The 19,478-nt window shown below is 63.6% G+C and carries 19 protein-coding genes; all 19 read left to right on the forward strand.

The features are described from left to right. Window positions 1-148 precede the first annotated feature (148 nt). The 19 genes from KW845_RS04185 to KW845_RS04275 all read left to right on the forward strand — a co-directional run bounded on the left by KW845_RS04185 (window position 149) and on the right by KW845_RS04275 (window position 19,471). Window positions 149-1,168 carry a tripartite tricarboxylate transporter substrate binding protein gene (locus KW845_RS04185; protein WP_218367900.1) on the forward strand — a complete coding sequence of 340 codons (1,020 nt, stop codon included), beginning with the start codon at window positions 149-151 and terminating at the stop codon, window positions 1,166-1,168. Window positions 1,169-1,170: 2 nt separating this feature from the next. After that, a complete protein-coding gene (locus KW845_RS04190) occupies window positions 1,171-2,550 on the forward strand; it encodes an MmgE/PrpD family protein (RefSeq protein ID WP_218367901.1) in 1,380 nt (459 codons plus the stop codon). An 11-nt stretch (window positions 2,551-2,561) separates the two neighbouring features. Then, on the forward strand, window positions 2,562-3,368 hold the full coding sequence (locus tag KW845_RS04195) for an N-acyl homoserine lactonase family protein (RefSeq protein ID WP_218367902.1): 807 nt from the start codon (window positions 2,562-2,564) through the stop codon (window positions 3,366-3,368). A gap of 45 nt (window positions 3,369-3,413) precedes the next feature. After that, entirely contained in the window at window positions 3,414-4,814 is a 1,401-nt protein-coding gene (locus tag KW845_RS04200; protein ID WP_218367903.1) for an MmgE/PrpD family protein, read from the forward strand. A 48-nt stretch (window positions 4,815-4,862) separates the two neighbouring features. Continuing rightward, window positions 4,863-6,215: an MmgE/PrpD family protein gene (locus tag KW845_RS04205; protein WP_218367904.1), complete on the forward strand. Its 1,353-nt coding sequence runs from the start codon at window positions 4,863-4,865 to the stop codon at window positions 6,213-6,215. Window position 6,216: 1 nt separating this feature from the next. Next, window positions 6,217-7,038 carry an N-acyl homoserine lactonase family protein gene (locus tag KW845_RS04210; protein WP_255592368.1) on the forward strand — a complete coding sequence of 274 codons (822 nt, stop codon included), beginning with the start codon at window positions 6,217-6,219 and terminating at the stop codon, window positions 7,036-7,038. A 47-nt stretch (window positions 7,039-7,085) separates the two neighbouring features. Beyond that, window positions 7,086-8,048 carry a tripartite tricarboxylate transporter substrate binding protein gene (locus KW845_RS04215; RefSeq protein WP_218367905.1) on the forward strand — a complete coding sequence of 321 codons (963 nt, stop codon included), beginning with the start codon at window positions 7,086-7,088 and terminating at the stop codon, window positions 8,046-8,048. 37 nt (window positions 8,049-8,085) lie between these two features. After that, window positions 8,086-9,084 carry an NAD-dependent epimerase/dehydratase family protein gene (locus KW845_RS04220; RefSeq protein ID WP_218367906.1) on the forward strand — a complete coding sequence of 333 codons (999 nt, stop codon included), beginning with the start codon at window positions 8,086-8,088 and terminating at the stop codon, window positions 9,082-9,084. Further along, window positions 9,084-9,977, forward strand: coding sequence for an NAD(P)-dependent oxidoreductase (locus tag KW845_RS04225; protein WP_218367907.1), 894 nt, complete (start codon window positions 9,084-9,086; stop codon window positions 9,975-9,977). The genes KW845_RS04220 and KW845_RS04225 overlap by 1 nt, the downstream gene beginning before the upstream one ends. Window positions 9,978-10,002: 25 nt before the next feature. Next, the gene (locus KW845_RS04230; RefSeq protein ID WP_218367908.1) at window positions 10,003-10,770 is read left to right on the forward strand and encodes an SDR family NAD(P)-dependent oxidoreductase; all 768 of its coding nucleotides are present in this window, start codon (window positions 10,003-10,005) and stop codon (window positions 10,768-10,770) included. A gap of 24 nt (window positions 10,771-10,794) precedes the next feature. Continuing rightward, window positions 10,795-11,952 carry an ABC transporter substrate-binding protein gene (locus KW845_RS04235; protein ID WP_218367909.1) on the forward strand — a complete coding sequence of 386 codons (1,158 nt, stop codon included), beginning with the start codon at window positions 10,795-10,797 and terminating at the stop codon, window positions 11,950-11,952. Between the two features lie 24 nt (window positions 11,953-11,976). Beyond that, window positions 11,977-13,137: an ABC transporter substrate-binding protein gene (locus tag KW845_RS04240; RefSeq protein ID WP_218367910.1), complete on the forward strand. Its 1,161-nt coding sequence runs from the start codon at window positions 11,977-11,979 to the stop codon at window positions 13,135-13,137. Between the two features lie 13 nt (window positions 13,138-13,150). Next, window positions 13,151-14,020, forward strand: a complete 870-nt coding sequence (locus KW845_RS04245) for a branched-chain amino acid ABC transporter permease (RefSeq protein ID WP_218367911.1) — start codon at window positions 13,151-13,153, stop codon at window positions 14,018-14,020. A gap of 3 nt (window positions 14,021-14,023) precedes the next feature. Further along, complete coding sequence (locus tag KW845_RS04250) at window positions 14,024-15,019, forward strand: branched-chain amino acid ABC transporter permease (RefSeq protein WP_218367912.1); 996 nt, start codon at window positions 14,024-14,026, stop codon at window positions 15,017-15,019. Beyond that, window positions 15,016-15,795 carry an ABC transporter ATP-binding protein gene (locus KW845_RS04255; RefSeq protein WP_218367913.1) on the forward strand — a complete coding sequence of 260 codons (780 nt, stop codon included), beginning with the start codon at window positions 15,016-15,018 and terminating at the stop codon, window positions 15,793-15,795. The genes KW845_RS04250 and KW845_RS04255 overlap by 4 nt, the downstream gene beginning before the upstream one ends. Further along, the gene (locus KW845_RS04260; RefSeq protein ID WP_218367914.1) at window positions 15,782-16,495 is read left to right on the forward strand and encodes an ABC transporter ATP-binding protein; all 714 of its coding nucleotides are present in this window, start codon (window positions 15,782-15,784) and stop codon (window positions 16,493-16,495) included. Before KW845_RS04255 ends, KW845_RS04260 begins: the two co-directional genes overlap by 14 nt. A 4-nt stretch (window positions 16,496-16,499) precedes the next feature. After that, window positions 16,500-17,396, forward strand: coding sequence for an NAD(P)-dependent oxidoreductase (locus tag KW845_RS04265; RefSeq protein ID WP_218367915.1), 897 nt, complete (start codon window positions 16,500-16,502; stop codon window positions 17,394-17,396). Beyond that, on the forward strand, window positions 17,393-18,199 hold the full coding sequence (locus tag KW845_RS04270) for an N-acyl homoserine lactonase family protein (RefSeq protein WP_370628172.1): 807 nt from the start codon (window positions 17,393-17,395) through the stop codon (window positions 18,197-18,199). Before KW845_RS04265 ends, KW845_RS04270 begins: the two co-directional genes overlap by 4 nt. Window positions 18,200-18,472: 273 nt before the next feature. After that, on the forward strand, window positions 18,473-19,471 hold the full coding sequence (locus tag KW845_RS04275; RefSeq protein ID WP_218367916.1) for a tripartite tricarboxylate transporter substrate binding protein: 999 nt from the start codon (window positions 18,473-18,475) through the stop codon (window positions 19,469-19,471). The last annotated feature ends 7 nt before the right edge of the window (window positions 19,472-19,478 follow it).

Consider the following 19,478-nt stretch of genomic DNA (forward strand, 5'->3'; position numbering starts at 1 on the left):
TTGTGAATGAATTTAGTGAAATTCATTCATTAGTATTTTGAATTTTGAGTCATTGATCTGTTTTTATAGCGTAATTAGACTGCCCGAATCAATCCATTACTGACCAGACACCTACCGCAAGCACGGTACGGACCAGGAGACAACAGGCGTGCGTGTACCCGAAACCAAGATCGCTGTCCGCCTGGCTTGGGGGATGCGGATCCTGGCCGCTGCGGCCTCCCTGTCCCTGTGCGGCGCCGCCGCCCAGGCGGCGGACGAGTCCGCCGGCCCCTTTCCCGACCGTCCCGTAAAACTGATCGTGCCGTTCCCGCCGGGCGGCGGCACCGACATCCTGGCGCGGCCGCTGGCGCAGCGGCTGAGCGAGTACTGGGGCCAGTCGGTGGTGATCGAGAACCGCGGCGGCGCGGGCGGCAACGTAGGTGCCGCCGCCACGGCCAGGTCAGAGCCCGACGGCTACACCTTGCTCTTCACCCCGGTGATCACGCTCGCGGCCAACCAAAGCCTGTACAAGTCGGCCGGTTATGACGCCGTGCGCGACTTCACCGCGGTCACGATGCTGGTCAGCACCCCCAACATCCTGGCAGTGCCGGCGTCCGTGCCGGTAAGAACGGTGCAGGAATTCCTGGATTACGCCCGTGCCAAGCCCGACCAGTTGAACTTCGCCTCGCCGGGCAACGGCACGCCGCCGCACCTGGCCATGGAAATTCTCAAACGCATGGCTGATGTCAGGATCACGCACGTGCCCTACAAGGGCACCGGCCCCGCCGTGACCGACCTGATCGCCGGCCGGGTGCAGGCGATGATGGTCAACGCCCCGGTGGCGCTGCCTTACATGAAATCCGGCCAATTACGTGGCCTGGCCACCACCAGTGCGAAGCGGCCCTCCTCGGTCGCCGACCTGCCCACGCTGGACGAAAGCGGCCTGAAGGGCTATGAGGCCGACACCTGGTACGGCCTGTTCGCGCCGGCGGGCACGCCCCAGGCCGTCATTGCCAAGATCAATGCCGACGTGGCACGGGCGTTGAACTCGCCCGACATCAAGAAGCTTTTCGCCGGGCAGGGCGCCGAGGTGGTGGGCGACAGCCCCGAGTCGGCCTCGGCCCGGGTGCGCGCCGACGTGATCAAGTGGCGCGATGTCATCAATGACATCGGCCTCGAAGTGGATTGACCATGCGGGAATCTTCTGTGGCTTCCATTGAGGCTGGCGCAGCGCCGCTGGCGGCCATCCTGGGCCGGTTCATCGCCGGCACGCGGGCCGGGCACCTGCCCGCCGAGGTGGAACAGGCCGCGTCCCTGCGCATGCTGGACACATTGGCCGCGGCCGCCAGTGGCGTACAGCAGGGCACCCACCGGAAGCTGCTGGCGCTGCTGCCCGGCGACGGCCCCCTTTCCGCCTGGGGCACCACCGTTCGGCGCGGCTTGCGCGATGCGGCCATCATCAACAGCGCGGTATCGCATTCCACCTATTTCGAGGACGGCTGCCGCTACACCGGCGGACATCCCTCGTCGGCGCTTATCCCCGCGGCATTTGCCCTGGCTTGCGAGCGCGAGGCTGGCGGCGCGGAGCTGGTCGCCGCCATCGCCGCAGGGTACGAAGTCTTCCTGCGCCTGGGGCGGGCCATTTACCCCTCTACGGTGCGGCGCGGCTTCCAGAGCACGGCGATCCTGGCAGCGCCTGCCACGGCGGCGGCTGCCGCCGTGTTGCTGCGCCTGCCCGCCGAACAGGCCACGCACGCGATCGCCATCGCCTGCAGCCACGGCGCAGGGCTGAAAGAAGCGCTGAAGAATGCCGGCAGCCAGCCCCTGCAAGTGGGCCGCAGCAGCGAAGGCGGCCTGCTGGCGGCGCTGTACGCCGCACAGGGTGCCGAGGGCGTGCCCGCAGTGATCGAGCAAGGCTTCTTCAAGGCCTACGCCGAAGGCGCCCAGGCCGACGTCGTCACACGCGAGCTGGGCCGGCAATGGGGTATCGGGCAGACCTACTTGAAGATGCACGGCGGCTGCCGCGGCAATCACGCGCCGGTGGATACGGCGGTGGCCCTGGCGCGCGAATACGGCGTCGTGCCGCGCGACATCGCATCCATGGACGTGTGGGTGGACACCGTGACGCTGGCGGCCGAGGTGGCGGAGCCCGCCAATGCCGACCAGGCCAGGTTTTCCATCGCGTTTTCCATCGCGGCAAGGCTGCTCAAGGGTGACGCCATGCCGGCGCGCTACACCGACGCCGCGCTGGCCGAGCCCGAAGTGCGCGCCTTGATGGCGCGCATCCGGGTGCGCGCCGACGCCGCGCTCGACGAAGGCTATCCGGACCGGCGCGGCGCGGTGATCCGCGTGCGCACCACCCGCGGACGGGACCTGGAATATGTCCTGGACCGTGCCCTGGGCGAGCCCGAGCAGCCCTTCACGCAGGCCGATATCGAGCACAAGTTCGACCTGACCGCGGGCACGCTGTACGGCGCATCCGCCAGCCGGATCAAAGAGCTGTCGCTGTCGCTGCCGTCGCTGCCGAGCGTGAAGGTACTGAACGACCTGCTGCAAGCCAACCCTTCCTGACGAAGAGATAGATGAGCCATACGACGCTGCCCAACTACGAGGTTTACGCCATCCGCTACGGCACGCGCGATGCCAAGCGCACCAATAATTTCATCGGCGGCGACCCGCACGATGCACCGATGCCCATGGACTACTACCTGTGGCTGGTGCGCGGCAAGGGCCGGGAATTCGTGGTCGACACGGGGTTCGGCGCCGAGGTCGCGAAAAAGCGCGGCCGCACGCTGCTGCGCCATCCGTCCGAGGGCCTGGCCCTGCTGGGCGTGGACGTGGACAAGGTCGAGGACGTGATCATCACGCACCTGCATTACGACCACGTCGGCACCTTCGACGGTTTTCCGCTTGCACGCTTTCACCTGCAGGATGACGAAATGTCATACGCCACCGGGCGTCACATGTGCTATCGGCAGTTCAACCACGGCTACGAGGCCGACGAGGTGATAGGCATGGTGCGCATGGTCTACAAGGACCGGGTGCGTTTCCACAAGGGTAGCGCCGACCTGGCTCCCGGCCTGAGCATCCACCGCATCGGCGGCCACACCCACGGCCTGCAGTGCGTGCGCGTGCACACCAAGCGCGGCTGGGTCGTGCTGGCGTCGGACTGCAGCCACTACTACGAGCATTTCGAGAAGAAGCGCGCCTTCAGCACCGTGTTCCATGTGGGCGAATTGATCGATGGATACAACAAGCTGGACATGCTGGCCGACAGTCCGAAGCACATCGTGCCCGGCCATGATCCGCTGGTGATGCAGCGCTACCCGGCGGTCTCCGGCCAGCTCGAGGGCATCGCCGTCCGCCTGGATGAAGAACCCAACTACTGATGCATTTCCGATTCGCAAACTTGTTCAACCAGCAGAGACATCCCGATGAGTAGTTCGCAACCGCCGCTTCTGGAAAACGCCACCCGGGACCTTGCCTGTTTCGCCGCGCAATTGCGCTACGAGGACATTCCCGCCGACGCCGTGGACCGCATGAAGACCAGCCTGCTCGACAGCATCGGCTGCTGCCTGTACGGCGCGACCCTGCCGTGGACGCAGCGCGTGCAGGCCATGGCCGAGGCCGAGCAGGCGGCGCCCGTCGCCAGCCTGTGGGGCAGCGGCCGCAAGACCTCGATCGCCAATGCCGCGATGGTCAATGGCACGGCGGGGCACGCTTTCGAGCTGGACGACATTCACAAGGAATCCATCGTGCACGCGGGCTCGATCGCCGTGCCCGTGGCGCTGGCCTACGCCGAGCGCCACGGCAACTGGAACGGGCGCGACCTGGTCACCGCCCTGGTGGCCGGCTACGAAATCGGCACGCGGGTGGGCAATGCCGCCACCATGAGCCTGTTCTACCGCGGCTTCCATCCGCAGGGCACCTCTGGCGTGTTCGTGGCGGCGGCATCGGCGGGCAAGGCACTGAAACTCGACGCGGACCGCATGCAGCATGCCCTGGGCATCGCAGGCTCGCAGGCGGGCGGCTTGATGGCCGCGCAGGAAGGCGCCATGGTCAAGCGTTTCCACGCCGGCCGCGCTGCGCAGAGCGGCGTGTACTCGGCGGAGCTGGCCCAACGCGACTTCACCGGTATCGTCGATGTGCTGGAGGCGAGCTACGGCGGCTACCTTTGCTCGTATTCCGACCAGCCCAACGCCGCGCGCCTGACCGACGGCCTGGGCAAAGTCTGGGAAACCGCCAAGGTGGGCTACAAGCCGCACGCCAGCGTGACCAGCATCCACGCCGCGCTCGACGCGCTGACGCACATCATGCGGTCCAACGCCTTGCAGGCGGCCGACATCGCCTCGATCCGGGCCGGGGTCAGCCACATGACCTACGTGCACTGCGCCTGGGAATACAAAGCGCAGGGCGTGACTGCCGCACAGATGAACCTGTACTACGGCCTGGCCGTGACCGCGCACGACGGCGTGGCCTTCGTCGACCAATACGACGAGAAACGCCTGGCCGATCCGGAGTTGCTCGACCTGATCAAGCGCACCCAGGCTTATGAAGATGCGGAGATCGAGGCCATGGGTCCGGCGTTCCGCCATGCCGCCACGGTAACGGTGCAAACCCGCGACGGCCGCGAGCTGACGCACCGCATCCTGAACCGGCGCGGCAGCCCCGAGAACCCGATCTCGGCCGGCGACGTGGAATACAAGTTCCGCAACGTGGCCCGTTCCTGCCTGCCGGCAGGCGAGCTCGATCGCCTGGTCGAGTTGTGCAGGCGGCTGGACACGCTGCCCAGCCTGGATGAACTGATCTCCATTGTGAGCGCCCCCCGCGCCTGACCCTTTCCATTTCCCGATACGGCCTTTCAACGCATTCACGAAACCACCATGGCAAAAACCATCGCTGAACAACTCGCTTCCCACTTCGAAAAATTCAACTACGACACTTTGACGCCGGCAACCCGCAAGGCCGTCAAGCGCCTGTTGCTGGACTACCTGGGCGTGGGCGTGGCCGGCAGCCAGACCGGCAGCGGCAAGGTCGCGCGCGAGTTCGCCACCTCTACCGGCGGCTTTGAACAGGCCACCCTGATCGGAGACGGCCGGCGCGTGCCGGCCATGCAGGCCGCGCTGGCCAATGCCATTTCCTCTCACAGCGTCGAACTGGACGATATCGATGTACTGGCGCTGTTCCACTTCAGCCCGCCCGTATATTCGGCGGCGCTGGCCACGGCCGAGCAGACGGGCAAGGACGGCCGCGCCCTGCTGGCCGCGCTGGCAGCTGGCTGCGAAATGATGGAACGCCTGAGCAAGGCGGCCAACAATTCGCTGCGCAATCGCGCCTACCACACTACGCCCACCTGCGGCATATTCGGCGCCACCATCGCTTCCGGCCTGCTGCTGGGCAATACGGCAGAGCAGATCGTGTCGTCACTGGGCCTGGCCGGGGCACAGTCGGGCGGCCTGATGGAAATGTACGGCCCCTCGATGCAGAAGCGGTTCAACCCCGGCCCGGCCTCGCGCAGCGGCGTGACCGCTGCCGCCATGGCCAAGCTGGGTTTCACGGGCGCCGCTACCATTTTCGAGGGTGAGCGCGGCTGGCTGAAGTCTTTCACCGACACGAACGACCCTGGCCAACTGACACTGGACCTGGACAAGCCCTACCAGTTGGACATCGAGTTCAAACCCTATTCGTGCGCCCGCCCGATCCACAACGCCATCGACTGCGCGCTGGATATTCGCAAGAAGCATGCGCCCGACCTGAACCGCATCAAAAGCATGACCATGGCGCGCCACTCCGACTGGGCGCTGTACCACCAGAACACCCGGCCCCAGACCTACCACGAGGCGCAGGTCAGCCTGCCGTACTCGGTGGCTGTTGCCTTTACCGACGGCCAGGCGCTGTTCCCGCAATACAACAACGCGCGCTTGAAAGAGCCCATGCTGGCCAGGCTTTCGGAAATGCTCAAGATCACGGTGGACGACACGCTGCCGCGCGGCGTGTCGTGCAAGCTGACCGTGCAAATGGAAGACGGTACCCAGCACGTGTCGCAGGTCGATTATCCCAAGGGCTCGATCCAGAATTCCATGTCCGACGACGAGCTGCGCGCCAAGTTCGACAGCCTGACGATTCCGGTGATCGGCCCGTCGCGCTCGGCCGAGGCGGCCGGGATGGTGGCGGATATCGAGCATTGCAAGGACATCGGCCTGTTGATGCGCCTCCTGGCGCCGGCGGGAGCCTGACATGGCCATGATCCGGACGGCCGGGGCGCTGCCCACGTACGAGGTGTACGCGTTGAAGTACGCGACGCGGCCGGCCCGGCGTGGCGCCAACTTCGTGGGGGGAGACCCTCACGACGCGCCCATGCCGCTGGACTACTACGTGTGGATCGTGCGCAACCAGGACCGCCTGGTCCTGGTGGATACCGGTTTCTTCCAGGACATGGCCGACAAGCGCCACCGCACCTTGCTGCGCACGCCGGTCCAGGCCCTGGCGCTGATGGGCGTCCAGGCGGCCGACGTGCGCGATATCGTCATCACCCACATGCACAACGACCACGTCGGCACATTCGACGCCTGGCCCAATGCGCGCTTCCACCTGCAGGACGCCGAGATGGACTACGCGACGGGCCGGCACATGGCCTGCGAAGTGCACAGCCGGGCATACGAGCCCGATCACGTGGCGGGCCTGGTCCGCCTGGTCTACGGCAACCGCGTCGTGTTTCACGATGGCGACGCGGCAATCGCCCCCGGCATCAGCCTGCACCGCGTAGGCGGCCACACGGCCGGCATGCAGGTGGTGCGGGTGAACACGGCGCGCGGCTGGGTGGTCCTGGCGTCCGACGCCAGCCACTTCTACGAGCATATCCAGAAGCGCCGCAGCTTCACGCTGGTATTCCACATGGGCGACCTGTTCCAGGGCTATGCGCGCATCGAGGCGCTGGCGCAATCGCCCGATCACATCATCCCCGGCCATGACCCGCTGGTGATGGAAAGGTATCCACCGGCAAGCCAGGAGCTGGCCGGGATCGTGGCGCGACTGGATGTGCCACCCATAAGGCAGTAGCCGCCGCACTCGGCGGACGATCAACCATAAGAATCAGGAGACATGCAATGAGAAAGTTGGTTTTGGCGTTTTGCTGGACATTGGCATCGGCTTTGCCCTTGGCTGCCCAGGCGGATTATCCCGATCGTCCTATCAAGCTTATTGTCCCTTTCCCCGCGGGCAGCGGCACGGATACGGTGGCCAGGGAGCTGGCGGAGGAAATGGCGAAGGATCTGCGCCAGCCCATCGTGGTGGACAACAAGCCTGGCGCGCAGGGCATCATCGGTGTCAATGCGGCCGTGGATTCGCCGCCGGACGGCTATACCCTGGTCATGCTGGGCGTGACCACCGGGGCCAGCAACGTCACGCTGTTCAAGAAACTACCCTATGACCCGATACATGACCTGACTCCCATCGGCATGATTGCCGAGTCGCCCATCGTGCTGGTGGCGGCCCCTCAATTCGGGCCGAACAATACGAAAGAGCTGTTCGAGCTTGGGCACAAAGAGCCGGGCAAGCTGACCTATGCCTACGGCTCGGGAAGCGCGCAGGTGGCGGCCGCAAAACTGGTGGACATGGGAAGCATCGAGACGGTCGGCGTCGCGTACAAGGGGTCGCCGCAAGCGCTGACGGACGTGATGTCCAGGCAGGTGGATTTCATGTTCGTCGACTTGTCCTTGGCCATACCGCAGATCCAGGGCGGAAAACTGAAGGCCCTGGGGGTCACGACAGCGTCGCGGTTCTCGGTGGTGCCTGACATTCCGGCCATCAATGAATCTGGCGCGCCGGGTTATCAGTTGGTGGTCTGGTTCGCCCTGGGCGGCCCCGCAGGCATGCCGAAACCAGTGGTCGACCGTCTTTCAGAATCACTGAAACAGGCTCTGGACAGCAAGAAACTGCAAGGCAAGTACGCGAACCACGGCTTGGAGGTGAAGGTGTCCACGCCGGATGAGTTCGGCGAATTTCTCAAGAGCGAAATCACCAATTGGGGTGGGTTGATCCGCAAGGCCGGGATCACCCCTCAGGGTTGAGGTCATTTTCAAGAATCGCGGAGACAGGATCAACGTCATGAAAATCTCTGGAGGCCGGTTCGCCATCACCGGCGGGGTCAGCCTGATCGGCTCCCACATCACTGAAGTATTGTTGTCGCGCGGCGCAGAACAAATCACCCTGTTCGACAACTATTCCCTGAGCACACCGGAAACAGTCGGCGATTTGCTCAAGAACCCCCGCATCAAGCTGGTGCGAGGAGACATCCTTCGAATCGGTGAGATTTATGACGCGTTCGAGGGGGTGCAAGGCGTGTTTTCCGTCGCCGCCTTCCTTACCTTGCCCTTGTCGCAGAATCCCGCGCTCGGCCTCGCCGTGAATGTGCAAGGACAGAACAATGTCCTGGAGGCTTGCCGTTACCGGGGCGTGAAGAAGACGGTCTTCTCGTCGTCCACCGCTGTATATGGCGAACCGATTCCAGGAGTCATGGACGAAACCACGGCATCCAACCTGGCGCCTTTCCAGCCTGCGGCGGCGTTGTACTCGGCATCCAAGCTGATCGGCGAGCATCTGAACCGGCATTACCACCAGAGGCACGGGCTGCAGGCGGTTTCATTGCGCTATGCCACGGTGTACGGCGAACGCCAGCATTACCGTGGCGTCAACGCCCTGTACATCGTGGAGAACTACGACAGGATCAAGCGGGGCGAGCGTCCCATCATTCCGGACGACGGAAAAGAGGTTCACGACTACATCCATGTCGCGGATGTGGCCAGGGCTAATGTGCTTGCCATGGCATCCGACGTTTCCGGCGAGAGCATGAACGTATGCACCGGCATTGCCACGACCTTGAATGACGTAGTGGCCACGCTGCTGAAGGTCATGCAATCCGACCTGCAACCCGAATACCGCACGCCGGCAGAAGTGGTGCGCGCCTCGGTCGGTACGCACCTGGCGTTCAGCCGGGAAAAAATCGGCCGCTTGCTGGGCTGGAAGCCCGAGGTCTCGCTTGAAGAGGGCATACGCCGGCTGGTGGCCTGGTGTGAACAACGGGATGTCGCCAAGGGGAACGGCTGATGGACAAGCTGGCCGTAGCGGTGGTCGGCCTGGGCCAGATGGGCTCGGCCATGGCGCTCAATCTGGCGGAAAAGAGCTTTGATGTCATGGGCTGGGACATCGTTCCGGCTGTGCGCGAGCAGGTTGCGTCGCAAGGCCTCCCGGTCGGGAAAACGCTGGCCGATACGCTGAGGGGGCGCGCCTATGTGCTGAGCAGCTTGCCGAACGGGGCCATCGTCAAGGAAAGCTGGCTGGGCAAGGAAGGAATGGCCGAGCTGGCTGACGCGGGCGCGACCCTTATCGACCTGAGCACGATAGAGCCCGCCGCGATGCGGCAGGTTGCGATCCACGCGCAGGGCCGCGGGCTGAAGGTGCTGGATTGCCCGGTCAGCGGCGGCCCGGCCGAAGCGCGCACGGGAAAACTCATCGTCATGGTGGGCGGCGAGACCGCGGCGATGGAGCAGGCGCTTCCGTTGCTGCAGGCATTGGGTTCGGCGATCCGGCATACCGGCGACGTCGGGTCGGCCAAGGTGGTCAAGGTCATCAATAACACCATGGCGATGGGGAATCTGCTGGTCGCCTGCGAAGCCTTCGCGCTGGGCGAAGCCTTGGGCGTGGATTCAGCGACCTTGTTCGACGTGCTGTCGGAAAGCGGCGGCCGCTCGATGACGTTCACCAAGCGGTTTCCACCTGCCCTGAAAGGGGACTTCGAACCGCGTTTCAAGTTGGAACTGGCGGAAAAGGACTTGGCGCTGGGTTTGTCGATGGCCCGACAGCTGGGGGTGCAAGTTCCGGCGGCCACCCTGGTACGGGACCTCTTCGGCCAGGCCTTGGAAGAAGGGTACGGAGGCAAGGATGCAGTGGCGCTGCTTGCCATGTGCCGAGGCAGGATCCAGAAGCAAGCGGGGAAATGAACATGGGGTTCAGGAGATGAAAGCAATGGGCAAGCATGCGGTGGTTACAGGCGCTGCCTCGGGCATTGGGGCGGACTGCAGCCGGGATTTGTTCGAGCGCGGTCATACGGTCTTCGGGCTGGACAGGGACGAGCAGAAACTGAAGCTGGTGGCGGAAAGCGCGCAGGGTCTTGCGGGGAAATTCATTCCGATTGCCTGCGACGCTTCGAGCAGCGCCTCGGTAGCCCAGGCCTTCGAACGCATCCGTGCCGCGACGAGTGCGGTGGATGTACTGGTGTGTTCGGCTGGCGTATTCCGCACCGGTGCCCTGATGGAGCTTTCAGAGGCGGACTACGACGCGCTGTTCGACATCAATACCAAAGGATGCTGGCTGGCGGCGAAGGCTGCCCATCCCTTGCTCAGGTGCGCGGCGACCCAGGATGCGCCGGCCCGGGTGGTATTCGTGGCATCCGCCGCAGCGCTGCGGCCCAAGACCGGAGGAGGCGCCTACGCGGCGTCGAAGGTCGCACTGACCTACATCACACGGGTGCTTGCGGTTGAACTGGCGAACCAGTCGATTCTGGTGAATGCCGTGGCCCCGGCAACCGTGGATACCCCGCTGGTGCACAAATTGATGGCCGATGCCGCCACCAGCGGTTATCGGGTTTCGGGAACTTCACCCTTGGGCCGGGTGGCACAGCCGTCCGACGTCACGTCAGTGATTCGTTTCTTGCTTGGCGATGAGTCGCGCTATGTGACGGGCACGGTCATCCCCATAGATGGAGGTTCGGTCGCCGCGGTTTTATCAAACTAAAAATAATCGAAGGAGATGGAGACAATGAAAAGATTGATATTCATGGCCCTGGCCAGCGCGGCCGCGTTTTCCGTGCATGCGCAAGACGTCTTGAAAATCGGCGTGCTGGCGAGCCTTTCCGGCCCTGGCGCGCCATGGGGGCAGGCCATTCTGTACGGGACGCAATTCGCGGCGGACGATATCAACGCCAAGGGCGGCCTGATGGTGGAAGGCAAGCCTTACAAGATCGCGATCGTTGCATACGACGACAAGTACCAGGCCAGCGAGGCCGTTACCGCGGCCAACCGGCTGATCTTCGAGGACAAGGTCAAGTTCATCATGGGTCCGATGGGTGGCGCTACCGCCTTGGCTATCGGGCCCACTGTCGAGAAGCACGGTGTCATCACGACCACCATGGCCTTTACGCCCCTGGCATTGGGCCCGGACAAGCCGTTGACGTTCCGCCCGGTTCTCACGACATCCGAAACCGCCGGCGTGCAGGTGGCCTGGGCGGTCAAGAAGTATGGCCTGAAGAAAGTGGGCGGCCTGTTCCCGAACGACGAAACGGGCCAGAAAATCGTCGTCGACCTGGAGCAGGCCTATGCCAAGGCCGGGGTGCCGTTGGCGGCCAAGGAAATGTTCGATCGTGACCGGCTGGATATGGTTCCGCTGCTGACCCGCCTGATGGCGCAGGGCGTGGATGCGATCGACCTGGACGGCAACGCGCCTGCGACCGCGGGCCTGATTGTCAAGCAGGCCCGCGAGCTGGGATTCAAGGGGTTGATCATCCGCAGTGGTGGCCCTGCCACGCCCGAAATCGTCAAGGTCGCGGGAACGCAGGCCACTGAAGGCATGGTGGTCTATGCGCCGATCGATCCATCGAACAAGGCGGTTTCCGATTACGCGGAACGCTACCGCCTGGCGCACAACAAACCCATGAACGGATTCAGCCCCTCGTACTACGACAGTGCCAACATGCTGTTCCAGGCGATTTCCACGGCAGGAACCGTTACCGATACGAAAAAGATCGCGGATGCCTTGGCCGCCATGCGCGACTACAAGGGCATTCTCGGCACGCTGAACTGGACAGGCAAGGAGGCCTACGGCATCGACAGGCAGGTGGCGATGCCTTTCTATGTGGCGGAGGTCCACGCCGGCAAGGAAGTGATTGTCGCGAAGTGCACGCTGGATGCCTGCGAATAATCAAGAACGCACAAGGAGACAACCATGTTGAAGACATCATTGATGCTGGCTGGCTTGCTGGCCATGACGGCAGCAGCCCAGGCCCAGGAAACGCTGAAGATCGGCGCGGTGCTGGCCTTGTCCGGCCCCGGCGCCGCCTGGGGGCAGGGTATGCAGTACGCCGCGCAATTCGCGGCGGATGACGTCAACGCCAAGGGGGGGCTCGAAGTCGGCGGCAAGAAGTACAAAGTGGAAATCATCGCCTATGACGACAAGTACCAGGCCAACGAGGCCGTGACGGCGGTGAATCGCCTGATCTTCGAGGACAAGGTGCAATACGTCATCGGCCCGACGGGCTCCGCCCCGGCGCTGGCCATCCAACCGGTCACGGAAAAGAACAAGGTCATCATCATGACCCTCGCTTTTACCGCGAAGGCCATGGGGGCCGACAAGCCCTACACCTTCCGCCCCGTGTTGACCACGGTGGAAACGGCCGGCCCCCAGGTCGCCTGGATTTCGCAGGTGCTTGGTATCAAGAAGGTCGGCGGCCTGTTCGTCAGCGACGAATCCGGGCAGCAGCAGCATGAGTGGCTTACCAAGGCCTACAGCCAGGCGGGTATTCCGCTGGCCGCCAGCGAGTTCTTCGACCGGGATCGCCTCGACATGATGCCGCTGATCACCCGGCTGATGGCCAAGGGCGTGGAAGCGATCGAATTGAATGGAATCTCGCCCACCACGGCAGGCCTGATCGCCAAGCAGGCGCGTGAACTTGGCTTTACGGGCAGGTTCATTCGCAGCGGCGGCCCGGCCACCGCCGAAATCGTCAACGTCGCGGGCGCCAAGGCGGTCGAGGGCATGATCGTCTATACCCAGTTCGACCCGAACGATCCCAAGGTGCAGGCCTATTCCGGGCGCTATAGCGATAAATACAAGAAGCCGATGAACGGCTTCAGCCCGTCTTTCTACGACGGAACCCACATGTTGTTCCAGGCCATGGCAAAGGCGGGAACCGTGACCGACACCGACAAGGTCCGCGCAGCGCTCGAATCGATCAAGGATTATCCCGGCATATTGGGCAATACCAGCTGGACCGGGCAGCAGATGTACGGCATCAATCATCAGGCCGATACGCCGTTCTATCTTTCTGAAATCGTCGATGGCCAGGAGGTCATTCGGGCGCGTTGCACGATGGCCGGATGCAAATAAAAAAGGGATTGTCGTGGATATCTCTTTTCTTCTGGGCCAGGCGCTGACGAACGGGCTGATCATCGGATTGCTCTATTTGCTGATGGCAATCGGCTTTACCTTGGTATTCGGCGTGATGCGCATCGCCAATTTCGCGCATGGCGAGTTCTACATGCTGGGAGCCTTCTTTGCGTTCATCGGTGTAACGCAATGGGGGCTTCCCTATATGTTGTCCGTGCTGATCGCGTTTGCCCTGACGCTGGTGCTCGGATGGGCGCTGGAAATCGTGGTCCTGAAACCCTTCCGGGGCGACGAATTGAACGGGCTGATCGCGACGCTGGGCTTGGGCATGATCATACAGAACGTGGCCCTGATGGCCTTTGGCCCCGATCCTCAATCCATGCCGCCCGCCGCCCAGGGGGTATTCACACTGGGGAAGATCGTCATGCCCTTTTCCCGCCTGTATGTCGTGGCGTTTTCAGCGGCGGTCCTGGTGATGCTGTATGTATTCCTGATGCACAGCAAGGCGGGGCGGGCCTTGCGGGCTGTCGTGCAAGACATGGAGATCGCCTCTGCCTATGGTATCCGCTCCAGCGCGACGTATCCGCTGGGATTCGCGCTGGGTGTCGCCCTGGCTGCGATCGCGGGCGCATTGATGGCGCCGGTGTTTTCCGTTTCGCCTTTCATTGGCGGCGCGCCGCTGTTCAAGGCTTTCATCGTGGTGGTGCTGGGGGGGCTGGGCAGCATCGGCGGGGCGGTGCTGGCCAGCCTTCTGCTGGGCATATCGGAAAGCCTGGGGGGCACGTTCTTCGATGGCAGCACGGCCGACATGTTGATTTTCGCCCTGGTGATCGTGGTCCTGGTCGTCAAGCCAACCGGTTTGCTTGGGCGTGCGGAGCATTGATCCATGACACGCAACTCCATTTCCACTCTCCTCAATCCATCGTCCGGCCACTCCAGGTGGAATTCCTTGCGTTTTCCCGTCGCGGCGTGGGTGCTGCTTGCCGCGCTGATGGTCATGCCGCTGGGGTTCAGCAGCGCTTTTTATCTGCACCTGGCAGTCTTGATATGCCTGAACACCTTCATCGTCAGCGGCCTGGCATTGGTGATGCATACCGGGCAGTTGTCGTTGTGCCATGCGGCCTTCGTCGGTATCGGCGCCTATGTTTCCGTATTGTCAGAGATGCTGCTGGGGATACCTTTCCTGCCAGCGGCCGCCTTGGGGGCGATGGCGGCGTCGCTGGTGGCCTACCTGCTGGGCTCGGCCATACTGCGTTTGCGCGGCGTGTATTTCGTGCTGATCACCTTCGCGTTCGGCGAGTTGTTCCGCCTTTTCATGCTGGATGCCGCGTCGGTGACGGGCGGAGCGAACGGCATCGCGAAAATCCCGCCGGCGAGCTTGCTAGGCTTCGCGCTAGACACCCGCCAGGCGTTCTATTGCCTGGCGGCGCCCTTGGCCGTTGCCTCGGTCGCATTCCTGGTCGCGTTTTTCCGCACCCCCAAGGGCCATGCCCTGGATGCCGTAGGAGAACAGCCTGCCCTGGCGGAATCGTCCGGCCTCAGTGTGCGCAAGTCGCAGTTGTTCGCCTTCACCGTGGGCAGCGGCATGGCCGGCCTGGGCGGTGTGCTGCTATCGCGCTACGTAGGGTATATCTCGCCCGAATCGTTTTCCGCGCAGGTGTCGATTGCCGCCATCATCATGCTGGTCGTGGGCGGGCGGATGTCGGTGGCCGGCCCGCTGATCGGCGCGCTCATCATGACGCCCCTGCCTGAGTTGTTCCGCGGCGCCGTGCAGTCCCAGAACATTTTCTATGGCGTGAGCCTGATTCTTATCCTGCGGTTCCTGCCCAAGGGAATCGCCAGCCTGGCCCTGTTGAGGCGCATCACGGGGGAGCGGCTATGACGGCGTTGTTGCAGGTCAGGAATCTGTCGAAGACGTTCGGCGGCCTGAAGGCGGTGCGCGATCTCAGTTTCGACGTCAACGAAGGCGAAATCGTCGGCCTGATAGGGCCGAACGGAGCCGGGAAAAGCACGGCGTTCAATTTGATCACCAGCACCCAGCCGGCCACTTCCGGAAGCGTGCGCTTCAACGGCAAGGAGATCCTCGGCTCGACGCCCAGCCAGGTGGTGCAGCACGGCCTGGCGCGGACTTTCCAATCGGCCTCGGTCTATGGCAACGCCACCGTGCGCGAGAACGTCTTTCGGGGCGCGATTTCCAAGCTTGGCGTGCCGTTCGTCAATCAGCTGCTCGGCACGCGGACCCATCGCGAACGAATGTGCGAGATCGATGCGGAAATCGACGAGATCCTGGAGATCGCGGGCTTGGATTCCGTTCGGGACCTGCTGGCGGGCGGCCTGGCCTACGGGTATCAGAAGCGGCTCGGCGTCGCCATCGGCCTGGCGACCAAGCCCCGCCTGCTGTTGCTGGATGAGCCGGCTGCCGGCTTGAACCCCGAGGAATGCGCCGAGTTCGGCAGATTCCTGCAACGCGTGCGTTCCCACTATCGACTGACGCTGTTGTTCGTCGAGCATCACATGGCGCTGGTCATGGGAACCTGCGAGCGCATCGTCGTCCTGGTGCAGGGGCAGAAGATCGCCGAGGGCACTCCAGGCGAAATACAGGCCAATCCCGCAGTGATAGAGGCCTATCTGGGAGAAACAGAACATGCCGGCGCTTGAGGCAAAGGACATCGTGGTGCGCTATGGGCCACTGGAGGCCGTGCGCAAGGCGTCGTTCACCATCGGAGACGGCGAAATCGTCGCGCTGATCGGCTCGAATGGCGCCGGCAAAAGCACGACCCTGAAATCGCTGATGGGCCTGATGCGCCTGGCATCGGGAGAGCTGCTGCTGGACGGCCGGCAGATTTCCGGCACCGGCGCGGCCCAGCGCGTACGCATGGGAATCGCATTGGCGCCAGAGGGGCGACGGCTTTTCCCGCGCATGACTGTCTGGGAAAACCTGCAGATCGGCGCCCACACGGTAAGCGATGTCGCCCGCAAGCGCAACGCGCAGGAACTGGTGTGTTCGCTGTTTCCCATCGTTGCCCAGCGCCGGCGCCAGCAGGCCGGGTCGCTGTCGGGCGGCGAGCAGCAGATGGTCGCCATCGGCCGTGCACTGATGGCCTGTCCGGCCATCCTGATGCTGGATGAACCCTCGTTGGGAATTGCCCCCAAGATCGTGGCCGAAATCGGCGCATCGATCGGGCGCCTCAATCGTGAAACGGGCATCTCGGTCTTGCTGGTTGAGCAAAACGCGGGGCTGGCGTTGCGCCTGGCCAGGCGCGCCTATGTATTCGAGCAAGGCGCGATCATCCGCTCGGGTGCCGGACAGGAATTATTGAACGATCCGTTTGTGCGGAAGGCTTATTTGGGGGTGTAGCGTCATGAGTCAAACATTAGGATTTATCGGTGTCGGCGTGATGGGCGAACCCATGTGCCGGCATCTGGCGACGAAAAGCGGCACCAGGGTTCTTGCCTGCGACCGCGATCCGGAGCCCTTGCGCAGGCTGGAGCAGGCCGGCGTGCAATCCGCCGGCATCGCGGATATTGCACGCGACGCAGATATCATTTTCCTGTCCCTGCCTTCCGGGGAAGTGGTCGAACAGGTCGTTCTAGGAGCGCAGGGCTTGCTGTCGAAGCTGCGGTCCGGACAGACGCTGGTCGACCTGAGCACATCGCCACATGAAACCGCAATCCGGCTGTCCGCCGCGCTGAAAGATGCCGGCGTGCATTTTGCCGATGCGCCAGTCATGAGAACCCGCGCGGCTGCACAGGCAGGCACCCTGGCGGTTCCCGTTGGCGCCGACCAGCGGACGTTCGCGTTGCTCGAGCCGCTGATCAAGTGCTTCGCCACTGACGTCATGCATGCCGGCCCCGTCGGTTGCGGCCAGGTGGTGAAGATCCTGAACAACATGGTGGTCTATGAAACCGTGCTGGCCCTGGCCGAGGCGCGCGCGGTGGCGGTCCGGGTCGGCATGGACCCCGAGCAGCTGTTCAATGCCTTCGCCACGGGCTCGGCCGACAGCTTCGCGCTGCGCAACCAGGGCTTCAAGGCGATCTTGCCGCAGCAATTTCCGGAAAAGGCATTTCCCGTCACCTACGCGCGCAAAGACCTTTCATATGCTGTCAGGCTGGCGGAGCAGGTTGGCGTCAACGCCACCGGCGCAAAGAACCTGATCGCCAGCTTCAATCAGGCGATAGAGGCGGGCTACGGGGATATGTATGCGCCGGCGATCAGCCTGCTGTTCGAAGGCGCGACGGGAAAAGGAGATCAGCGGTGAGCCGGAAGACTTTGCCCAAGTACGAAATCTACGCGCTGCGGTATGCCTCGGTGCAGCGGCAGCGTTCGGACAACTTCATACGCCACGATGGCCACGACGGCCCCATGCCTTTGGATTTTTTTGTCTGGCTGCTGAAGGGAAAAGACCGGAACATCCTGGTTGATACGGGGTTCGGCGCTGAGTCTGCGCGTGAGCGGCCCCGCGATCTCGAGTGCTGTCCGGTCGATACGCTGAGCGTGCTGGGGGTGCGCCCGGAGGATATCGGCGATGTGATTCTTACGCACTTGCATTACGACCATGCTGGAAACCTCGACAAGACGCCCAACGCCGTGTTCCACATCCAGGATGACGAAGTCGAGTACGCCACGGGCCGCTGCATGTGCCACCACGTCTTGCGCCATCCTTTCCGGTTCGAGGATGTTGCCATGCTGATACGCCATCTCTATTCCGACCGCGTGAAATTCCATCGTGGCAACGACACCGTGGCGCCGGGGGTTGAACTGTTGTTCATCGGCGGGCACACCAAGGGGCTGCAGGCTGTCAGGGTCCATACGGAACGCGGCTGGGTCGTCCTGGCCTCTGATGCCAGCCATTACTACGCCAATATGCAAGACGCCAATCCCTTTCCGGCGGTCTATGACGTCGCCGCGATGCTGGACGGGCACCAGATATGCCTGCGCCACGCCGACACGCCGGACCATGTCGTTCCGGGCCATGATCCGTTGGTCCTGAAGCGCTATCCCAGGGTCGCTGGCGTGGGGGTCGACGTGGCCTGCCTGCATCTGCCGCCGTCCGGCTCATGAACCGTCTGCCAGGCGGCCGGAGCCGCGGGCTCAGCAACTGCCCAGGGCCGCATCCTGCCAGGCAGCGGCCAGGGCCGATACGATGGCCTGCCTGGTTTGGAGCGGTCACCGCCCAGGCCAGGCATGCCACCCAGGACGTATCCGCCTCGGTCCCGTAGCGGGCCCGAGGCGCCGATGCGATTGAAGACCAACTACATCATCAACGGAGGCTGGCCATCGACGGATTGCGTGGGCAGGTCTTGCAAACCGGAAGAGGGCCACACAGACAAAACCATGTTGACCAAGAATCCTGAAATCTCGCGCCGTGGCCTGTTGAAAGCATTGTTTGCGTCCGCGCTGGCGATCGCCGCGGCGCCCGCCGCGGCGGCCAGCGACTATCCCTCGAAACCCATCATCATGGTGGTGGGCTTTCCGCCGGGCGGATCCAACGACATCGTGGCACGCATCATCGCGCCCAAGCTGGGCGAGCTTCTGGGCGTGTCGGTGGTAATAGAGAACAAGCCCGGCGCCAACGCCACCATCGGCACCGAGCACGTGGCACGCGCCAAGCCCGATGGCTACACGATCACCCTGGGCAGCGTGAGCCCGCTATTGCTCAGTTACTACGCTTATCCCAACTTGCCGTACGACCCCTACAAGGATCTGTCGGGCATCACGACAGTGGCATCCACGCCCGAACTCCTGGCGATCAACCCCAGCGTGCCGGCCAAGAACCTGGCCGAGCTGGTGGCGTTGTCGAAGAAGCAGGACATTACGCTGGCCTCGGCCGGCAACGGCGGCCTGCCGCACCTGGCGATCGAACTGTTCAAGGCGGAATCGAAGGGCCGCATCGTGCACGTACCCTACAAGGGTGCCGGCCCGGGCATGGTGGATGCCGCGGGCGGCCACGTCAACGGCATCATCGTCGACCTGCCGGCACTGCACAAGCTGGTGATGGACGGCCGGCTGCGCCCGATCGCGGTAACCGACACCAAGCGCTCCGCCGTCATGCCCGACGTACCGACCACGGCCGAGAGCGGCCTGCCGTCGGTGATCGCGTTCAACTGGTTTGCCGTGATGGGCCCGAAGGGCATGCCCATGGACATTCGCGAAAAGCTGCACGACGCCCTGGTCAAGACAGTGAACGATCCAGACACCAAGGCCAAACTGGAACAGCTGGGCATCGGGCCGTTTACGCAGGAATCCCCCACCGCGTTCGACGCCTTCATGAAAGATGAGGGCGAGCGCTGGGGCAAGCTGATCAAGGACGCCGGCGTCCAGTCTAACGGCTGATACCCCA

It is taken from the genome of Bordetella sp. BOR01 (assembly GCF_019218885.1).
Classification (GTDB): Bacteria; Pseudomonadota; Gammaproteobacteria; order Burkholderiales; family Burkholderiaceae_B; genus Bordetella_A.

Excerpts from the sequence above, each read along its gene's own strand:
- KW845_RS04200 (WP_218367903.1), top strand. The coding sequence starts at position 3,414 with ATGAGTAGTTCGCAACCGCCGCTTCTGGAAAACGCCACCCGGGACCTT.
- KW845_RS04240 (WP_218367910.1), top strand. The coding sequence starts at position 11,977 with ATGTTGAAGACATCATTGATGCTGGCTGGCTTGCTGGCCATGACGGCA.
- KW845_RS04190 (WP_218367901.1), top strand. The coding sequence starts at position 1,171 with ATGCGGGAATCTTCTGTGGCTTCCATTGAGGCTGGCGCAGCGCCGCTG.
- KW845_RS04265 (WP_218367915.1), top strand. The coding sequence starts at position 16,500 with ATGAGTCAAACATTAGGATTTATCGGTGTCGGCGTGATGGGCGAACCC.
- KW845_RS04255 (WP_218367913.1), top strand. The coding sequence starts at position 15,016 with ATGACGGCGTTGTTGCAGGTCAGGAATCTGTCGAAGACGTTCGGCGGC.
- KW845_RS04205 (WP_218367904.1), top strand. The coding sequence starts at position 4,863 with ATGGCAAAAACCATCGCTGAACAACTCGCTTCCCACTTCGAAAAATTC.
- KW845_RS04195 (WP_218367902.1), top strand. The coding sequence starts at position 2,562 with ATGAGCCATACGACGCTGCCCAACTACGAGGTTTACGCCATCCGCTAC.
- KW845_RS04220 (WP_218367906.1), top strand. The coding sequence starts at position 8,086 with ATGAAAATCTCTGGAGGCCGGTTCGCCATCACCGGCGGGGTCAGCCTG.
- KW845_RS04260 (WP_218367914.1), top strand. The coding sequence starts at position 15,782 with ATGCCGGCGCTTGAGGCAAAGGACATCGTGGTGCGCTATGGGCCACTG.
- KW845_RS04215 (WP_218367905.1), top strand. The coding sequence starts at position 7,086 with ATGAGAAAGTTGGTTTTGGCGTTTTGCTGGACATTGGCATCGGCTTTG.
- KW845_RS04210 (WP_255592368.1), top strand. The coding sequence starts at position 6,217 with ATGGCCATGATCCGGACGGCCGGGGCGCTGCCCACGTACGAGGTGTAC.
- KW845_RS04235 (WP_218367909.1), top strand. The coding sequence starts at position 10,795 with ATGAAAAGATTGATATTCATGGCCCTGGCCAGCGCGGCCGCGTTTTCC.
- KW845_RS04225 (WP_218367907.1), top strand. The coding sequence starts at position 9,084 with ATGGACAAGCTGGCCGTAGCGGTGGTCGGCCTGGGCCAGATGGGCTCG.
- KW845_RS04250 (WP_218367912.1), top strand. The coding sequence starts at position 14,024 with ATGACACGCAACTCCATTTCCACTCTCCTCAATCCATCGTCCGGCCAC.
- KW845_RS04230 (WP_218367908.1), top strand. The coding sequence starts at position 10,003 with ATGGGCAAGCATGCGGTGGTTACAGGCGCTGCCTCGGGCATTGGGGCG.
- KW845_RS04275 (WP_218367916.1), top strand. The coding sequence starts at position 18,473 with ATGTTGACCAAGAATCCTGAAATCTCGCGCCGTGGCCTGTTGAAAGCA.